15 protein-coding genes are annotated in these 15,663 nt (G+C 72.2%); 7 read left to right on the top strand and 8 right to left on the bottom strand.

Annotated elements, in window-relative coordinates; genetic code table 11:
- Window positions 1–26 precede the first annotated feature (26 nt).
- Complete coding sequence (locus tag Nocox_RS13135) at window positions 27–302, top strand: hypothetical protein (RefSeq protein ID WP_020544637.1); 276 nt, start codon at window positions 27–29, stop codon at window positions 300–302.
- A gap of 39 nt (window positions 303–341) precedes the next feature.
- On the opposite strand, the gene Nocox_RS13130 is transcribed toward Nocox_RS13135, so the two are convergent.
- The 4 genes from Nocox_RS13130 to Nocox_RS13115 all read right to left on the bottom strand — a co-directional run bounded on the left by Nocox_RS13130 (window position 342) and on the right by Nocox_RS13115 (window position 6,441).
- Complete coding sequence (locus Nocox_RS13130; RefSeq protein ID WP_033409809.1) at window positions 342–1,007, bottom strand: response regulator; 666 nt, start codon at window positions 1,005–1,007, stop codon at window positions 342–344.
- A complete protein-coding gene (locus Nocox_RS13125; protein ID WP_425517765.1) occupies window positions 1,000–3,078 on the bottom strand; it encodes a sensor histidine kinase in 2,079 nt (692 codons plus the stop codon). The genes Nocox_RS13130 and Nocox_RS13125 overlap by 8 nt, the downstream gene beginning before the upstream one ends.
- Window positions 3,057–3,293, bottom strand: a complete 237-nt coding sequence (locus tag Nocox_RS13120) for a hypothetical protein (RefSeq protein WP_020544640.1) — start codon at window positions 3,291–3,293, stop codon at window positions 3,057–3,059. The genes Nocox_RS13125 and Nocox_RS13120 overlap by 22 nt, the downstream gene beginning before the upstream one ends.
- Window positions 3,294–3,396: 103 nt before the next feature.
- Window positions 3,397–6,441, bottom strand: coding sequence for an AfsR/SARP family transcriptional regulator (locus tag Nocox_RS13115; protein ID WP_020544641.1), 3,045 nt, complete (start codon window positions 6,439–6,441; stop codon window positions 3,397–3,399).
- 194 nt (window positions 6,442–6,635) lie between these two features.
- Here Nocox_RS13115 and Nocox_RS13110 point away from each other — a divergent pair, with 194 nt between their 5' ends.
- Window positions 6,636–7,103, top strand: coding sequence for a hypothetical protein (locus tag Nocox_RS13110; protein ID WP_020544642.1), 468 nt, complete (start codon window positions 6,636–6,638; stop codon window positions 7,101–7,103).
- 108 nt (window positions 7,104–7,211) lie between these two features.
- On the opposite strand, the gene Nocox_RS13105 is transcribed toward Nocox_RS13110, so the two are convergent.
- Window positions 7,212–8,525, bottom strand: coding sequence for a DUF1254 domain-containing protein (locus Nocox_RS13105; protein ID WP_020544643.1), 1,314 nt, complete (start codon window positions 8,523–8,525; stop codon window positions 7,212–7,214).
- Window positions 8,522–9,601, bottom strand: coding sequence for a DUF1214 domain-containing protein (locus Nocox_RS13100; protein ID WP_020544644.1), 1,080 nt, complete (start codon window positions 9,599–9,601; stop codon window positions 8,522–8,524). Before Nocox_RS13100 ends, Nocox_RS13105 begins: the two co-directional genes overlap by 4 nt.
- 61 nt (window positions 9,602–9,662) lie before the next feature.
- On the opposite strand from Nocox_RS13100, the gene Nocox_RS13095 reads away from it, so the two are divergent.
- The 3 genes from Nocox_RS13095 to Nocox_RS13085 all read left to right on the top strand — a co-directional run bounded on the left by Nocox_RS13095 (window position 9,663) and on the right by Nocox_RS13085 (window position 12,592).
- Window positions 9,663–10,316 carry a TetR/AcrR family transcriptional regulator gene (locus Nocox_RS13095; RefSeq protein WP_020544645.1) on the top strand — a complete coding sequence of 218 codons (654 nt, stop codon included), beginning with the start codon at window positions 9,663–9,665 and terminating at the stop codon, window positions 10,314–10,316.
- Between the two features lie 159 nt (window positions 10,317–10,475).
- Window positions 10,476–11,156, top strand: coding sequence for an esterase/lipase family protein (locus tag Nocox_RS13090; protein WP_020544646.1), 681 nt, complete (start codon window positions 10,476–10,478; stop codon window positions 11,154–11,156).
- A 20-nt stretch (window positions 11,157–11,176) separates the two neighbouring features.
- Window positions 11,177–12,592: an MFS transporter gene (locus tag Nocox_RS13085; protein ID WP_020544647.1), complete on the top strand. Its 1,416-nt coding sequence runs from the start codon at window positions 11,177–11,179 to the stop codon at window positions 12,590–12,592.
- Between the two features lie 491 nt (window positions 12,593–13,083).
- Here Nocox_RS13085 and Nocox_RS13080 read toward each other — a convergent pair whose 3' ends face one another.
- Window positions 13,084–13,275 (bottom strand): DUF397 domain-containing protein, encoded by a 192-nt coding sequence (locus Nocox_RS13080; protein WP_084685748.1) that lies wholly within the window; start codon window positions 13,273–13,275, stop codon window positions 13,084–13,086.
- A gap of 9 nt (window positions 13,276–13,284) precedes the next feature.
- The gene (locus Nocox_RS13075) at window positions 13,285–14,127 is read right to left on the bottom strand and encodes a helix-turn-helix domain-containing protein (protein ID WP_051112629.1); all 843 of its coding nucleotides are present in this window, start codon (window positions 14,125–14,127) and stop codon (window positions 13,285–13,287) included.
- Window positions 14,128–14,664: 537 nt separating this feature from the next.
- On the opposite strand from Nocox_RS13075, the gene Nocox_RS13070 reads away from it, so the two are divergent.
- Window positions 14,665–15,204 carry a hypothetical protein gene (locus tag Nocox_RS13070; RefSeq protein ID WP_020544649.1) on the top strand — a complete coding sequence of 180 codons (540 nt, stop codon included), beginning with the start codon at window positions 14,665–14,667 and terminating at the stop codon, window positions 15,202–15,204.
- Window positions 15,201–15,485, top strand: coding sequence for a hypothetical protein (locus Nocox_RS13065; RefSeq protein WP_157383187.1), 285 nt, complete (start codon window positions 15,201–15,203; stop codon window positions 15,483–15,485). The genes Nocox_RS13070 and Nocox_RS13065 overlap by 4 nt, the downstream gene beginning before the upstream one ends.
- Window positions 15,486–15,663 lie beyond the last annotated feature (178 nt).

Raw genomic sequence — 15,663 nt, 5'->3', positions numbered from 1 at the left:
GAGATCCCCGAGAAAGGGAGACGCTCATGACGCGCATGCTCGCCGCCGCAGGGTTCGTGTTCGCTCTGGCCGGCTTCGCCCAGGCCGGTTCCGCCCAGACGGCCGCCGCGGAGACCGTCACGGCCCGGCAGCCGGGTGTCGCGGTGCCGGCCGCGGCGCGCGCCGACCTGCCCGTGCACCGGGGCAAGTTCTGGTTCCACAGCGACTGCGTCACAGCCGGTCAGCAGGGGGTCGATCGGGGCCACTGGTCGCAGTACCAGTGCGCGGAGGGCTGGATGTGGAACCTGTGGACCGACCGCTGACGACCGGGTGACGACGGGCACGGGATGTCCTCCCTCCGGTCATCCCGTGCCCAGGCCCGCGTCGCGGGCCCGGACGATGGCCGCCGCCCGGTCGGGCACCCGCAGCTTGGCGAAGATCGAGCCGACGTGGTTGCGCACGGTCTTGTCCGTGACGAACAGCCGCTGGGCGATCTGCCGGTAGGCGAGCCCCTGGGCCAGCAGGTCGAGGATCTCGCGCTCCCGGGCGGTCAGGGTCGGGAACGCCTCCTTGGCCGGAGCTCCCGAGAAGGCGGCGAACAGCCGGGCCAGGCGTTCGGCCATGTGCGGGCTGAACACCGCGCCGCCGCGGCAGACCGTGCGCAGGGCCAGCAGGATCTCCTCACGTACCGCGCCCTTGAGGAGATAGCCGCGGGCCCCGGCGCGGATCGCCGCCAGCAGGTTGTCGTCGTCCTCGGACATCGTCATGACCAGCACCCGGATGCCGGGATGGGCCCGCAGCAGGTCGCGGGTGGCCTCGATGCCTGACTGTCCCGGCAGGTTGAGGTCCATGACGACGAGGTCGGGGGCGGTGCGGGCGGTCTCGGCCAGGGCCTCCTCGCCGGTGGCCGCCTGCGCCACGACGTCGAACTCCGGGTCGAGGCCGACGGCCGCGGCCAGCCCCTCCCTGAACAGGGGATGGTCGTCGACCAGCAGCACCCGCCAGACGCGCGGCCCGGTCTCACTCATGAGGGTCTCCGAGGGTGGTGGGAAGGGTGGCGGTCACGGTGGTGCCGCCGGGGGCGGTGTCGATCGTGGCCGTGCCGCCGATCTCCTCGGCGCGTTCGGCGATCGACGCCAGGCCGGTGCCTGGCACGGCGCCGGCGTCGAAGCCGGTGCCGTCGTCGGTGACGGTGACGGTGAGCGCGCCGGGGCGCGCGGTGAAGGTCACCTCGACTCCGCTCGCCCCGGCGTGGCGTACGGAGTTGGTCACGGCCTCGGCGGTGATGCGGTAGGCCGCGGTCTCGACCGCCGGAGGCAGGGCGGGCAGCGGGCCGGCCGGATCGGTCACCGTGACCCGTACGGCGTCGGTGGTGAGGCGGTGCGCCAGGATCCGGGTCGCGTCGAGCAGCCCCCGGTCCACCAGGGTGGCCGGGGTCAGCCCGGCCGTGATCCGGCGCACCTCGGCCAGCGCCTCGCCCAGGATCTCGACGGCCTCGCGCAGGTGGGCGTCGGCGCCGGACGGCGGGCCGCACGCCTGCGCGACGCCCAGCCGGAGCCGGACCGCGGCGAGCTGCGGCCCGAGGCCGTCGTGGATCTCGCGGCGCAGCCGCCTGCGCTCCTCCTCGCGGGCCAGCACCAGGCGCTCGCGGGCGGCCCGCGCGTCCTCGGCCAGCCGCAGCGCGGCCAGCGCCGGGCTGGCCTGGTCGGCCAGCAGCGACAGGAGCTCGGTGTCGCGCTCGGCGGGCGTGCTCGCGCCGTCGCGGGCCACCTCCAGGCGGCCGACCACCTGCCCGTGGTGGCGCAGCGGGAAGACCTGTCCCGGTCCGCTCACCGGCGAGCCGGCGGCGGCCAGCACGCGCGGGCCCGCCCGGGTCTCCACGCCGATGCGCGCCCCGGACAGGCCCAGGTCCTCCACGACGCTGCGGCAGATCTGCTCGGGCACCGACCCGGGGTGGGGGGCCTGCTGGAGGCGTACGGCCAGCGCGCGCACGGCCTCGTGCGGGCGGGCGCGCGGGCCGTAGAAGGCCCGCTCGATCGCCATGACGGCGTGCCGCACGACGGGCCGGGCGGCCCAGCCCGCGACCAGGGCGCAGCAGGCCGCGATCACGGTGGCCGCGGTGCGGGTGGCGGGAAAGGCGGCCCACGCCCCGGTGGCGGCGCACGTCGCGGCGATGACCAGCACGGCCAGCACGAACGCGCGGGCCATGCGATGGCTGGTGACGCGCTCCAGCCGCCACATGCCGCCCCGGGAGGCGGCCAGGCAGATCATGGCTCCCCACAGGGTGACACCGGCCGCCCGCGCCACGACGGTCCAGGTCTCCCCCCACAGGTCGGACAGCAGCAGGCAGACGTAGAGCGGGTACGCCGTCGCGATCAGCCCCCGGACCCCGCGCCCCTCACCGGCGGGGGCCCGCCACGCGGCACGCGCCAGGTCGGCGGTCATCGCCACGGTCACGGCCAGAGTCACCCAGTCGAGGAGGGCGTGGCTGTCGTGCAGCAGGTCCAAGGCCCACTCCCCCGCCGCCGTCTCCAGCCACGGGCTGGCGAACCCGGGCAGGCCCGGGGTGCCCAGGGTCCAGATCACCGCGTACTGGACGCTGGCGGCGGTGGCCACCAGCACCACGGCCCGCCGCCAGCGGCGGGAGGCCGAGCCCGGCAGCAGGCACAACGGGAACAGGAGCACGGTCAGCGGCTGGCAGACGGCCCCGGCCGCGGCCAGCAGGAGCGCGGCGGCGGCCACGGGAGCCGCCGGGCCCCGCAGGTGCGCGAGCACGTCGGACACGGCCGGCAGCACGATCCACGTGGCCCCGGCGGCCAGCACCAGCCGGCCCCTGCGGGCCGCGTAGCGGTCGGCGAGCAGCAGCACCGCGACCACGCACACCGGCAGCCCCACCACCAGCCGGGTCACCTCGGCGGTCACCCGGGCCGGGCCGGGCGGTGGCGGCCCCAGCCACCCCCAGTGCGGGAGCAGCACCGCGAACCTCGCCACCAGGACGGCCAGCAACAGCGCCGAGGCCATCCCGGCCAGGTGCGCGCCACGGGTGTGCCACCGGACGGCGGTGGCGGGCTCCGGCGTCAGTCCACCCAAAGGTCCCACGTGCCGAGCTGGATGCGGATGGTCTTCACGCAGGTGGGGTTGGTCCAGTGCCGCTTCCTCACCCCCTCGCGGCCGGCCGCCCGGCACCCGGCCTCGGAGTGGTAGGAGGCGATGTAGCGCTTGGCGTCGGGCCCGTCGGCGGCGGCGGCCCCGGCGGGAGCCAGCGCGGCGCCGGCGATCGCCAGGCAGGTGAGCAGTCGGGAAGAGGTGCGCATGGGAACTCCAGAGAAGGAGCGGTTGCGGAATGTGGTCATCCAGTCGCTCATCGTAGCCGAGCGGACTCCTGTTCTCCGAAGGGATTTCCGCTGCCCACCGGGGTCAGCGAGCGTCGTGGACGTCGGGCAGGTCGCAGCGGCAGCCCCATCGGCGGCGCCAGGCGCCCAGCTCTCCCGCCTCGCGTACGCCGGTGCGGGAGAAGACCGCCCAGGCGGAGCGCCAGAGGTCGTGCGCGGACGCGCAGCCGTCGAGCCGTGACCGCGCCGCGCCCAGGTCCCTGCGGGTGCGGGCGGCCCAGAGCTCGTGCCCCATGTCCTCCCACTCGGCCAGGGCCACGTGGAGATGGTCGACGGCCTGTTCCGGACGTCCCGCCGCGAGATGCGCCTCGCCGAGGGTCCGCAGGGCGAGCGCCGTGCCGAACCGGTCACCCAGCTCGGAGCTCGTCTCCAGCCCCTCGGCGAGCAGCCGCTCGGCCTCGGCCGTCCTCCCGGTGCGGAGCCAGACCTTGGCGAGGGACTGGCCGGTGTAGCAGCGCAGATGCCGGTCGGAGAGCCCGGCCGTCCGCCGGTGGGCCTCCGCGCACCACTTCTCCGCTCCCACGAGGTCTCCCCTGGCCCGGAACACCAGGCCGATGCCGCGGATCGCGATGATCTCCCCGGGCTGGTGCCCGGCCAGGCGGAACACCCGTGCCGCCAGGCTCAGCCGGCCGAGTGCCCGCCGGTCCGCGCCCAGCTCACGGTCCGCGACGCCGAGGCCGTAGACCGCGTGCGCGACGCCCTCGGCGTCGCCGAGCTCCTCGCACATCCGCCGGGCGCGGGTCAGCAGCGGAATCGCCGCCGCGTGCTCGCCGAGCTCCTTGTGCGCGGTCCCCAGGCCGTTGAGCGCGTTCGCCTCGCCGCGCGCGTCGCCGAGCTCCCGGTAGAGGGACAGCGCGAGGGTGTAGTGCCGTTTGGCCTCGGCGAACCGGTCCTCGCAGTAGCGCAGCTGCCCCAGCCCGCTCTCCACGGCCGCCTCGGCCCGGCGGCTGCCGCCGGCGCGGGCGGCCGCGAGGGCGGCGTCAAGCGCCCTTTTCCAGGGGTCGAACCGGTTGCGGACGGCGAAGAGGGCGTGCACCAGCGCTTCGGTGAGAGCGTAGGCCAGCTCGTCGAACCCGGACCGGGCGACCCGCTCGACCAGGCCGACGAGGAACTCCTCCTCGGCGAGAAGCCAGCCGGGGCCGGGGACGACGGCGTGCTCGGTGTGCTGTTCTGGCGGGTGGTGCCTTCTCGGCAGCGCCAGCGGGAGCCGGGCGGCCGTCGTCCCCATCATCCGCAGGCCGGTGACGGCCACCCGTTCGAGCGCGGCGGCCGTCTCCCCGGGAAGCTCCACCTCCGCGGCCCGCTCGGCCGCGTAGACCCGGACGAGGTCGTGAGTACGGTAGCGCACGTCGGCCCCCTGGCCGCCGACGATCTCCAGGAGCCTGTGGTCGGCCAGCTCCTCGACCAGTTCGAGCGCCCGGCCGGGCGGCAGGTCGAGGAGCGCGGCGACGGCCCACACGCCGAACGCGGGCGAGCCCAGCAGGCTGATCAGCCGCAGGGCCCTGCGCCGGTCTTCGACCAGGCCCCGGTATCCGAGCGCGACGCTGGCCCGTACGTCGAGGTCGTCCACGGTCAGCTCGTCCAGGCGGTGACGTTCGTCCGCGAGCCTGCTCGCCAGGTCCGAGATCGCCCAGTGCGGGCGCGTGGCGAGGCGGGCCGCCGCGATGCGCACGGCCAGGGGCAGTCCCGCGCAGAGCCGTACGACCTCGGCGGCGTCGCGCGGCTCGGCCGTCACCCGCTCGTGGCCGGCGACATGGCTCAGCAGGCGCACGCCCTCGGCCTCGGTGAGCACCCGCATCTCCACCCGGGCGGCGCCCGGCAGGCCGGCCAGCCGGCGGCGGCTGGTGACGATCACGCCGCAGCCGGGGTCGCCAGGGATCAGCGGCCGGATCTGCTCCACGCTCCCCGCGTCGTCGAGGACGAGGAGCAGCCGCCGGCCGTACAGGGCCTGCCGGAACCGCCCGGCGTACTCGTCGAGGCCGGCGTCGTCGATGGCATCGTGGCCGGCGCCGGGGCCGTCACTGGGGTCGTCGCGGGGCGCCTCGACGCCCAGGGTCCGCAGCAGCCGCTCCAGCGCCTCCGCCGGCGACAGCGGCCGCGGCTCGATCCCCCGGAGGCCGATGTAGAGCGACCCGCCGGGATAGGAGTCCCGGAGCCGGTGCGCCGCGCGCACGGCCAGGGCGCTCTTGCCGACCCCGCCCTGTCCCGTCACGACGACCACCGGCACCGCGCTGGACCCGGCCCGGGGCTCCCGGACCGACAGGTGCTTCTCGATCAGGGCGAGCTCGTCGTCACGTCCGACGAAGTCGCCGATGTCCGGCGGCAGCGGGCTCGGCGGCCCCGGCAGGCCGGGCAGCAGCCGTACGTCGTCGGTGAGCATGCGCCGGTGCAGCTCCTGCAGCTCGGCGCCGGGTTCGAGCCCCAGTTCGGCGACGAGCTCGGCCCGGATCCGCTGGTAGATCTCCAGCGCCTCGCCCCTGCGGCCCGCCCGGTAGAGCGCGAGCATCAGCTGTGCGCTGAACCGTTCGTGCAGGGAGTGCCGGCTGGCCAGCTCGGACAGCTCGGGGATCAGCGTGGTGGCCCGGCCCAGCGCCAGCTCCGCCTCCGCGCGGCGCTCCTGCGCCGCGATGCGCAGCTCCGTGAGCCGGTCCGCCTCGAAGGCGAAGGGCGGGCAGTCAGGGAAGTCCCCGTACGGCTCGCCCCGCCAGAGCGCGAGCGCCTTCTCGAAGCACTCGACGGCGCGGGCGGGGCCGCCCTCGGCCAGCGCGGCCTCCCCCTCGGCGACCAGCCGCCTGAACCTCGGCGCGTCGATCTCCTCGTCGGCGGCGTCGAGGGAGTAGGCGTGCCGGTGGCCGACGATGCGGCCGGGGCCGAGGGCGCACCGCAGCCGGTACACGTACAGCTGGATGTTGCGCCGGGCCGAGGGCGGCGGGGCGTCGCCCCACATGGCCTCGGTCAGCCAGTCGATGGGGGCCGGGGTGCGCGGCCGTGACAGGAGAAGGGCCAGCAGCAGCCGCTGCTTGCCCGCGCCCCCGATGTCGACGTCCGCGCCCCCGTACGACACGGACATCGGCCCCAGAATACGAAACTCCACTCACGCCCCACGTTCGTGACAGTTCAGCCTTTGACCATCTCAGCGGGCGCGCCACAGTGTCAAGATCACTAATAGGGTACGTGTCTCGCCGACATTTGCCGATATACCGCCGCTATACCGGCCTGCGGGATCCTCGCCCCCAAGCACCACTCACCACCACTGGGGGAACAGTGAAACGACCTCTCCTCGCCGCGCTCGCGGCCGGCTGCCTGACGCTCACGGCACCGGCGACCGCGTCGGCGTCGGCGTCGGCCGGAATCGACGTGCGGACGTACAGGATCTCCTACCTGCAGTATCCCGAGACCGGCAAGGCCCGCGCGCAGCTACGGAACATCACCGTCACCTGGCGCAGGGACCGGGCCGACAAGCGCGTGTGGGTCACGGTCAGCGCGCAGCTCCGCGACTCCGGCCCCGGCGACGGACACTGCGCCCGGATGACGCTGCTGGCGGACAGCGGATATTTCGCCCTGGGGAAGACCACGGTCAAGGAATGCAACGGGGTCTGGCAGACGAGGTCCCTGGCCTCCGAACCGGGCAACTTCGAGCTCGGGACCCAGCTCCTGCTCCAGACGAACCCCAACGGGTCCTGGACCAGCCGGAACCTGACGAACCCCTGGGATCCCTCCCCCGGGCGCTGACGACCGTACGACCGGTTCTGCCTGAGGTCGCGCACGGGGCCCGCGACCTCAGGAACGCCGCACCTCAAGTTCTCGTACTCGCAGCAGCGCCGGGGCCGTCCCGGCGCGTCACGTACCGGAGGGCAGCACGGCCACGGGCGGGTACGCGTACGCGCCGTCGAGGACCGGCCGGCGGGGCAGGTAGAGACGCAGGATCAGGTTGAACCGGCCGGGCGGCACGGGCAGCCAGTTGGCCTCGAAGCCGGCGGGCGGCTCGTGGGACAGGTGAAGGTCGAGGGAGCCGTCCGCGCCGGTGACGAGGCCCGGGTCGTCGCCGCTGATGGAGTAGCGGCCGAACCGGTTCGGGACGAGGAACATGTCGGGGCCGTACGCGGTGAGGGACCAGAAGGCGTCGACCGGGGGCAGGCCGTCCTTGGGGAAGCGGACGCGGTAGCGCTTGGAGCCGTCCAGGGGCAGGCCGTCCGCGCTCGTGGAGGTCCGGGGGTAGATCGCCTCCTCCGCCGGGACGGGGCCCCAGAAGTATCTGGCGACCATCGCCCGTTCGCGGAGTCCGCCGTGGGTGTCCCGCGTGCCGAGGCCCAGGTTGGTGGTCCAGCCGTTGACGGCGCGTGGGGCGGGGGGCTCCAGCTCGCGCAGGCCCGCCGCGGCGGCCTCTTCGAGGAACGCCCGGCCGGTCTCGTCCAGTTCGGCGCCGGGGCGACGGCCGGCGGCGACGCCGAGTCCCGCCACGGCGTCGAGCGCCCGGCGCTGCTCGGCGGTGACGGGCGGGTTGGCGGGCAGGGCGGCGCAGAGCTCGTCGAAGAAGCCGATGCCGTTGCGCCCGGTGTCGTGCGCGCGGCCGGCGGGGGGCGGCAGAGGCGTGCCTCCGGTGTCCCCGGCCAGGGCGCGCAGGTCGATCCCGGCGGCGAGGGCGCCGGCCTCGGCCGCGTCGGCGGCGTCGAGCGCGCGGATCCGGCAGAGGAGGAAGGCGTGGCCGGTGGGGCACGGGATCGGTTCGAGGCCGTCGGGGATCCGGCCGGAGTGTCCGGGGGGCAGGATGGCCCAGGTGCCGCCCCGGCCGCCGGTGGTCCGCGTGCCGAGCAGCCCGAAGCCGCCCATCCAGGCGTCGAGGAGCTGCACGCTGTGGTAGCGGTCGCGGATGCCGGGGAGGGTCAGCGCCAGAGGTCCCGCCCGCAGGTCCAGGACGGCGAGGGCGTAGACGGTGTCCAGGTTGGGCGCGACGATGGCCCGGCTGTCGGGGCCCGAGAGCCGGCGCGAGGCCCACATCCTGTTGACGCCCAGCCGCTGCGCCATGCCCTGCATGATGCGCGTGGTGGCCACCAGGGGGAAGCCGGCGAGGAAGGCGTTCCTGGCGGCCTGGACGCGGGGATCCGCGGCTTCGGAGGCCGGCGGCGGGTCGTCGTGCCAGACGGGTGAGCTCATGTCGGTCCTCCAGGGCCGGTGCGTCGTACGGGGTGCGGGACGACGCGCGCCTCGGGGATCACGACGTCGTCGGTGAGCAGCCATCGGAAGAGAACCCAGCCGCGCGGGTGGCCGGCGGTGTCGAGCCAGTTGGGCTCGCCCGGGTCGGAGTGGGCGACCACGACGCGCAGCGTCCCGTCGGGCGCGAGCGTCGCGCCGCGGGCGTTGAGCGCGGTGGAGCGGCTGCGGTGGTCGAGCGACTGGCCCCACCGGTTGGCGAGGTGGACGCCCCAGTAGCGGCATCGCGGCGGCACCGCCTCGATGACCAGGGCCTGGTCCGGTTCGAGGGAGTACCAGCAGATGACGTAGCCGGCGTCGGGCGTCCCGTACAGGCCGTGGCCCCGGTGTTCGGCGAAGCGGTTGGGCGTGGCCTCGGCCTGCGCGGCGCGCTGCCGTGCCACCCCCGTGGCGGCCGTGACGAACGCGGCGGCGGACTTGGCGAAGGCGGCGAAGCGGGCGTCGTCGAACACCGGATCCGGCCCCGGATCGTCGAGCGCCTCGATCTCGAAGCGCGCGGGCCTGTCGCGGGCGCGGTCCAGGAAGTACTGGCGGGCGATGACCGTGTGCGCTCCGGGTTCGAGCGGGATCCAGTTGCCCGGCCGCTCGTCCGGGGAGAGCGTGATCTCGAACGAGCCGCCGGGGCCGAAGGCGATCCGCTCGTCGTTGAGGTTCGTCACGCGGGTCGGCCCGCCGCCCGCGTTCGTCGCGCCGTAGACGCAGAAGGCGAGGTACGGCACGGTGCCGCGGTCTCCTCGGATGCGGTACGAGCGCCGGCTGGAGATGAGCGCGATGTCGTACTCGGTGTCGGGGTTGTCGAAGAACAGCTTGCGTACCGGGGTGACGCCCGGCAGGAACAGCGGGCGGCCGGAGGCGCGAGTCCCGGCCCGGTCGATCTGGTCGGCCAGGACGTGGAGCACGTAGCGGAAGCCTTCGGCGACATCGGCGCCCGCGTCGGGGCCGGCCAGGCCGGCGACGGTCTCCCCCGCCTCGTCCAGCGCGCGCAGGAGCCGCCTCCAGGACTCGAGGGCGTCCACCATCCGTTCGTTCTCCTCAAAGATAATGGATCTCATTAATAGTGCCGGACGATAGTATGGCCCGGTGTCCAGATCAAGTACCCGTGACGCCCTGCTCCGGCAGGGCGCGCTGCTGTTCGCCCGGCACGGGGTCGCCGACGTGACCACCCGTCAGCTGCACGAGGCGATCGGGGCGCGCAACGAGTCGGCGCTGCACTACCACTTCGGTGGCAAGGACGGCCTGGTCGAGGCCATCCTGCGGATGCACCTGGAGGCCGTCGAGGCGCGCCGCGCCCCGCTGGTCGCCGCCGTCGCCGCCGACGACCGCACCGGCGACCCGCGGGCCCTGGTCCACGCGCTCGCCGCTCCCATGAACGAGGACCTCGGCACCGAGCTGGGCCGGGCCCACCTGCGCCTCGTGGCCAGGCTCAGCCATCCCTCGCTCGCTTATCGGCGGCCGTTCCGGATCGTGGACGCGCCGGCGGGGCTCGCGGTCGCGCGATGGCTGCACGCGACACTCGAACCGCTCCCCCGCCCCCTCCGGCTGGAGCGGCTGGCCATGCTGCGCGCCCAGCTCATCAGCCTGTTCGGCCTGCGCGCCCAGCTGCTCGACGAGTCGGCCCCCGGCGAGCCGCCCATGCCGGCCGAGCTGTTCTTCCGCAATCTGCTCGACATGCTCGTCGCCGGGCTGACCGCCCCGGCATCGGCGGAGACCTTGGCGGCGATCACCGGAGAGTGAGTTAACGGCTTCCATTAGACGGCGGGATGATAAATGCGCACTCGACGATGGGTCAAGCCTTCCGTGTCCGCCGAGGAAAACAATTTTAATTGTTGCCATTAAGTTTCCGGTCGCGCACAATCAGGTGGCATTCGTCGGACTCCCCGAGGAGGTCGCCCCATGAACGCCATGGCTCGCGCCGGGACCGCCCTGACAGCGGCGCTGCTGACGTGTCTGGCCGTGCTGATCCCCGGCACACCGCCCGCCCGGGCGGACACCGAACCGATCCTGTTCGTGCACGGCTACGGCGGCAACGGCGGCCGGTGGAGCACGATGATCGACCGCTTCGAGGCGGACGGATGGCCGGCCGACCGGCTGTTCACCATCGACTACGACAGCACCAAGTCCAACGCCGACATCGCGGCCGACATCCGGGCCAGGGTCGACGCCGTCCGCTCGGCCACGGGCGCGGCGAAGGTGACGATCGTCGCGATGTCGATGGGCTCGCTGAACAGCCGCCACTACCTCAAGTTCCTCGGCGGCACGGCGGCCGTCAGCACCTGGGTCTCCCTGGCGGGCCCCAACCACGGCACGACCGCGACCCGCTTCTGCCCGCAGGACCGGCCGACCTGCCAGGAGATGCGGGCCGGCTCGCCGTTCCTGACCGCGCTCAACAGCGGCGACGAGACTCCGGGCGACGTCGCGTACGGCACGTTCTGGTCCGACTGCGACACGGTCGTCAACCCCGACTCCAGCGTGTCCCTCACGGGGGCCGTCAACACGTACGCGGGATGCCTCTCGCACGCCGCGTTCCTGACCGACGCCTCCGTCTACGAGAAGGTACGCGGCTTTGTGTCCTGAGCGACCGGCACTGGTGTGTCATGCGTGACGACGTCCACCCCCTGCCGCGGCGCCGCTGGGGGGCTCCCCCTCCCGGCGGCATCCGCGCCGGCGACCCGGCCCCCTACGGCTGGGCGCCGCTCGTCATCCTGTTCCTGGTCGGCCTGGTGGACCGGATCGAGGCCGGCCTGCTCAGCGGCCTCCTCCCGCTGATCCAGGCCGAATGGGGCATCGGCGACACCGTCGCCGGGGCGATCCCCACCGGCTCGGCGATCGCGGCGGCGGCGGTCGCCATCCCCGCCGGATACCTCGCCGACCGTTTCAGCCGGACCCGCGTCATCACCGTCATGGTCTTCCTCTGGGCCCTGGCCACGACGGGCAGCGGCCTCGCCCCGGGATTCGCCGTCTTCTTCCTGACCCGCATGGCGCTGGCCGCGGCCGAGCACGTCGACAACCCGGCGACCGGCAGCCTGCTGGCCGACTACTATCCGCCGATCAGCCGGGCGAAGGCGTTCGGCTGGACGCGGATGTCGGCGCACCTGGGCGGGATCGGCACGGTTCTCGGCGCGGTGCTCGGGCAGGCCTTCGGCTGGCGGGCGGCGTTCCTGCTGATGGCGATCCCCGGCCTGCTCACCGCCGCGATCTGCCTGCGGCTGCGCGAGCCGGCCCGCGGCCTCCTCGACCGGGTCACCGCCGGGGCCGCCACAGCCCCCACCGGCGGTGCTCCCCTGGGCGGCGCCGAGCCGCCCCGGGCGACGCCGCCGCGGCTCGGGCGGCAGGTGCGGGACGTGCTCGCCGTACGCACGCTCGTCATCGTCACCGTCGGCCTGGCCACGCTGGGCATGGGCGTCGCCGGACTCTTCTACTGGATGCCCACGCTGATCGGCCGCACCTTCGCCCTGCCGGCCGGGCAGGCCGGAGCGCTGGGCGGCATGGTCACCGTCATCGGAGTGATCACCGGCACCCTCGCCGGGGCGTGGCTGGGACGCCGCGCGCACGTCACCCGCAAGGGCGGCCGGGTGCTCGTCGGCGGCTGCGGCGTCGTCGCGGGCGCGATCGTCATGGCCGTCGCGCTGCTCGCCGCCCCCCGCGCCCTGGTGCCGTTCGCCCTGCTGACGGCCGTCGCGGTCATCCTGATGTCGACGGCCACCCCCAACCTGACCGCGTCGCTCGCCGACGTGATCGGGGCCTCTTCCCGAGGCATCGCCTTCGCCCTCGCCCAGCTCGTCGCCGGGGGCGCCACCGCCGTCGGACCGCTGATCGTGGGCATCCTCTCCGACCGGACCGGCTCCCTCACCACCGCCCTGCTCGTCATGACCCTTCCCGTACTGGTCGGAGGGCTGCTCACCGTGACGGCGCGCGGCCCGTACGAGCGCGACGCGGCCCGCGTCCTGGACTCCGCCCGCGGCACGCCGACAGCGCGTTCTCCCGAGCAGCGCGGCGGCGAGGATGCGTGAGCCGGGCGAAGCGTCGGATATCCAAAGGAATTCCCACGATTTCGGCCACCCCTTTCCCCGTTTATTCGCCTTTCCGATAAGAAGGCAGGTTCCAGAGCCAAGCGTGCGGCAAATCCTGGACCAACCAGCACAGATACCGTAAATCACCCCTTGTGCGACTCCAGAATGTTGCGCATCAGCCAAGAAATGGACGCCCCATGTTCCATGGGGATTAGTTTGGATATAGGTTCTTCAACTCAGGCGGAAGCGTGAACTAAGTCAACGAACAGTCTTCACTCGGGATGGGTTGGGATTCTGTGCGCCAGGACGTGGTTGCGAACCGGTTCCAGCTGCTGACAGCCCCCCGGACCGGCCAAGACCGTCACCCAACCCCTCGGGAGAGTCCTGCTGGAGGTCTTACGCGACCGCGAGCAGGGTCTCAAACAAGCATGAGGGAAGATAGCTTGATCTGACGACCTGCTACGCATTGCCGGCCCGACGACATCGTCGGGTCAGTCGAACCCGCCCTCCTTGACAGCTCTGATGAACGCCCTCCACTCAGTAACCGTGAATGCAAGAGCTGGCCCACGCGGGTCTTTTGAGTCTCGTACGGCCCGGCCGCCATCAGGGAGCTCGGCGACCTCGACGCAGTTGTCACCTGACCCGGAATAGGAGCTCTTTCTCCAGACAAGGAAAGGGTCCATGAGCACCTCCTAGTTCAGTCTCTCGATCAGCTTCGCCAGATACGTCATAGACGAATCTGGACTGAGAGCTGATGACCTTATGAGGTCAAAGATCAGCCTATAACGGGCGAGCTCTTCGCGAGCCTCCAGATAGAGGTCACTCGTCGCCGTCTCGATGTAGACGAGGCTCTGATCGCCCTGTTCCGGGAAGTCCAAGATCGTGAATGGGCCGTCCATCGCGGCGTGAGCGCCGACCGAGTCCGGTAGTACCTGCACGAAGACGTTTGGGCGCGAGGCCACCTCGACGATGTGCTGCAGTTGATTCCGCATCACAGAAGGCCCGCCTACGGCCTTGGTCAGCGCGGCTTCGTCGATCACCGTCCATAGGGTGGGTGGAGCCTCGCCGTGCAGGACGCCCTGTCTCGCCAACCGCGCCTCTACGCGACGATGTATCTGATCGTCGCCCAACACCTGGCTGCCTCTGAAGATCGCGGTTGCATAATCCGCAGTTTGAAACAGGCCAGGCACGCGGAGGTTCTCATACGTGCTGATCATGGAGGCTTCCGCTTCGAACCCTGGAAGAGAACCGCGCCAAATGTCCTGGTACTTGGCCCACCATCCCTTCTCTCGCGATTGACGCGCCAAGGCCAGGATCGCCTCACGCTGCGCCTGATCCGACACGGAGTACAGATCAAGCAACGCCCGGATGTTGCCGAGATCCGGCCTGGTCCACTTGTTGGCCTCCATCTTGTTGAGGCGACCGCGCGACCATTCGAGCCGGCGGCCTGCCTCTTCGACGCTAAGCCCTGCCTGCTCGCGCAGACGGACGAGTTCGGCAGAGAGACGACGACGGCGAACTGTCGGACTTGCCATAGTTCCTCCTCGACCCCAAGCAGGACAATTCTCCACGTTGAAACTTTCGCCTTGAAAGTTTCAGGCCCGCAAGTCACTATGAGGATATTACTCATGACCCTTCGTGATGGAGGCCGCGTGTGAGTGGGCTCGGCACTGGATAGGCAGCGTGCCTATACGCATATATGGGCTGGCACTTGGCAGCGAACGTCTCGTCGCTTGGTGCATGGCAACGCGCTCGCCTTTCAGCGCAATGAGCCGAAGTAGTGCCCAGGGCGTCCTCGGGCGTGGTGACGCAACCACCCGCCCGAGGACTGGATCAGGATTTGGGAGCTCCCTGACCTATGAGGAACCTTAACCCCGTCGTCCCCAACCCCGTACACGAGGACAGCGGGGAGACATGCTGGGACCAACCCGCCACCCCGAAGGCGGCGCAGACAGCTCGCCGACTCGTACGCGAAGCCCTGACCATGCGGGGCCGGTCCGGCCTGGCAGACGAGATGACATCCGCGCCGCTCCGGGCGGCTGCCTTGTTCCTGCACGCATGCGGGGGGCGTCGTGAACAGTCGGTATAGGGCCGTTCTGTGCCCGGCGGCCGAGCTCACGCTGCTGGCGCTGCACACCGCGATCAGTATCGGCGCAACGCTTGCCCGCATCGCCGCCCGTAACTGGGACCTCGCCACCGCCGAGCACACCGCCGAACAGGCCGCCGCCCACCTCATCGCCCGCGCGGTGGAAACCACCGGCGACCCCGACCCCCACCCCCGCTATGCCGGTATCGACTTCACCCGCGTTCCCGTACTCGGCATCCGCGCCCACCGTCGCGCCGACGCGCTGATCATCGATGTCTGGGACACCGATCCCACCCCACCGAACCCGGTGTCCCTCGACGAACACATGGCGGCCATGGTCGTACTGGCTCGTCGTTGGGCGACCTATCCCGCGCAGTGCGGCGGCAAGGTGATCTGGGCCGAGATCGCCGCTCCGCCACACCATCCCGCAGCCCTCGCCACCGTCCACCCGCTCCAGCCGCAGACGTGCCTCGCCGTGGTAGCCAACGCCGACAATGCCGCCGCATACGGAGAGCGGCCGGCATGAGCAAGGAAGATTTCCACAGCGCACACCTCAAACCAGCCAAGAACGGTCTCACCAAGATCAACTGGTCTGCCTCCACAGACAGGGCCGTGTCCATCAGGGTCAGAAGTCACACCTGCGGCTGCGTCCCCACGTCGTACGAGCTGTGCGAGGCGGCCGGCCTGGCCTTCATCCGCCGCACCGTACGCTCGTCCGCCAGCACCCACGTCAGCGAGAGCCCCTGGCTGCAGAGGGCAGCGGCGATCAAGCTCTGGACAGCCCGGCTGGAGGGGTGGGCGCGGTGAACACGCATGACCTTCCCGATCGAGGCCCGCGCCATCCGGTCGCAGGACATCTCGACGGCTCTCCGCAAGAAATCCCGCCGATGCTCGCTCCGTCCCCCGCACGAGACGGCAACGAGGCAAGCTGGGACCTGCCCGCCGCACCTGAAGCAGTGGCCGCAGCGCGCCGGCTCGTGCGCGA

The organism is Nonomuraea coxensis DSM 45129, assembly GCF_019397265.1.
GTDB lineage: Bacteria > Actinomycetota > Actinomycetes > Streptosporangiales > Streptosporangiaceae > Nonomuraea > Nonomuraea coxensis.
The sequence above is the reverse complement of the archived record's forward strand: the minus strand, read 5'-3'. Positions and strand labels throughout refer to the sequence as shown.

Excerpts from the sequence above, each read along its gene's own strand:
- Nocox_RS13135 (WP_020544637.1), top strand. The coding sequence starts at position 27 with ATGACGCGCATGCTCGCCGCCGCAGGGTTCGTGTTCGCTCTGGCCGGC.
- Nocox_RS13130 (WP_033409809.1), bottom strand. The coding sequence starts at position 1,007 with ATGAGTGAGACCGGGCCGCGCGTCTGGCGGGTGCTGCTGGTCGACGAC.
- Nocox_RS13120 (WP_020544640.1), bottom strand. The coding sequence starts at position 3,293 with ATGCGCACCTCTTCCCGACTGCTCACCTGCCTGGCGATCGCCGGCGCC.
- Nocox_RS13115 (WP_020544641.1), bottom strand. The coding sequence starts at position 6,441 with ATGTCCGTGTCGTACGGGGGCGCGGACGTCGACATCGGGGGCGCGGGC.
- Nocox_RS13105 (WP_020544643.1), bottom strand. The coding sequence starts at position 8,525 with ATGAGCTCACCCGTCTGGCACGACGACCCGCCGCCGGCCTCCGAAGCC.
- Nocox_RS13100 (WP_020544644.1), bottom strand. The coding sequence starts at position 9,601 with ATGGTGGACGCCCTCGAGTCCTGGAGGCGGCTCCTGCGCGCGCTGGAC.
- Nocox_RS13090 (WP_020544646.1), top strand. The coding sequence starts at position 10,476 with ATGAACGCCATGGCTCGCGCCGGGACCGCCCTGACAGCGGCGCTGCTG.
- Nocox_RS13085 (WP_020544647.1), top strand. The coding sequence starts at position 11,177 with ATGCGTGACGACGTCCACCCCCTGCCGCGGCGCCGCTGGGGGGCTCCC.
- Nocox_RS13080 (WP_084685748.1), bottom strand. The coding sequence starts at position 13,275 with ATGGACCCTTTCCTTGTCTGGAGAAAGAGCTCCTATTCCGGGTCAGGT.
- Nocox_RS13075 (WP_051112629.1), bottom strand. The coding sequence starts at position 14,127 with ATGGCAAGTCCGACAGTTCGCCGTCGTCGTCTCTCTGCCGAACTCGTC.
- Nocox_RS13065 (WP_157383187.1), top strand. The coding sequence starts at position 15,201 with ATGAGCAAGGAAGATTTCCACAGCGCACACCTCAAACCAGCCAAGAAC.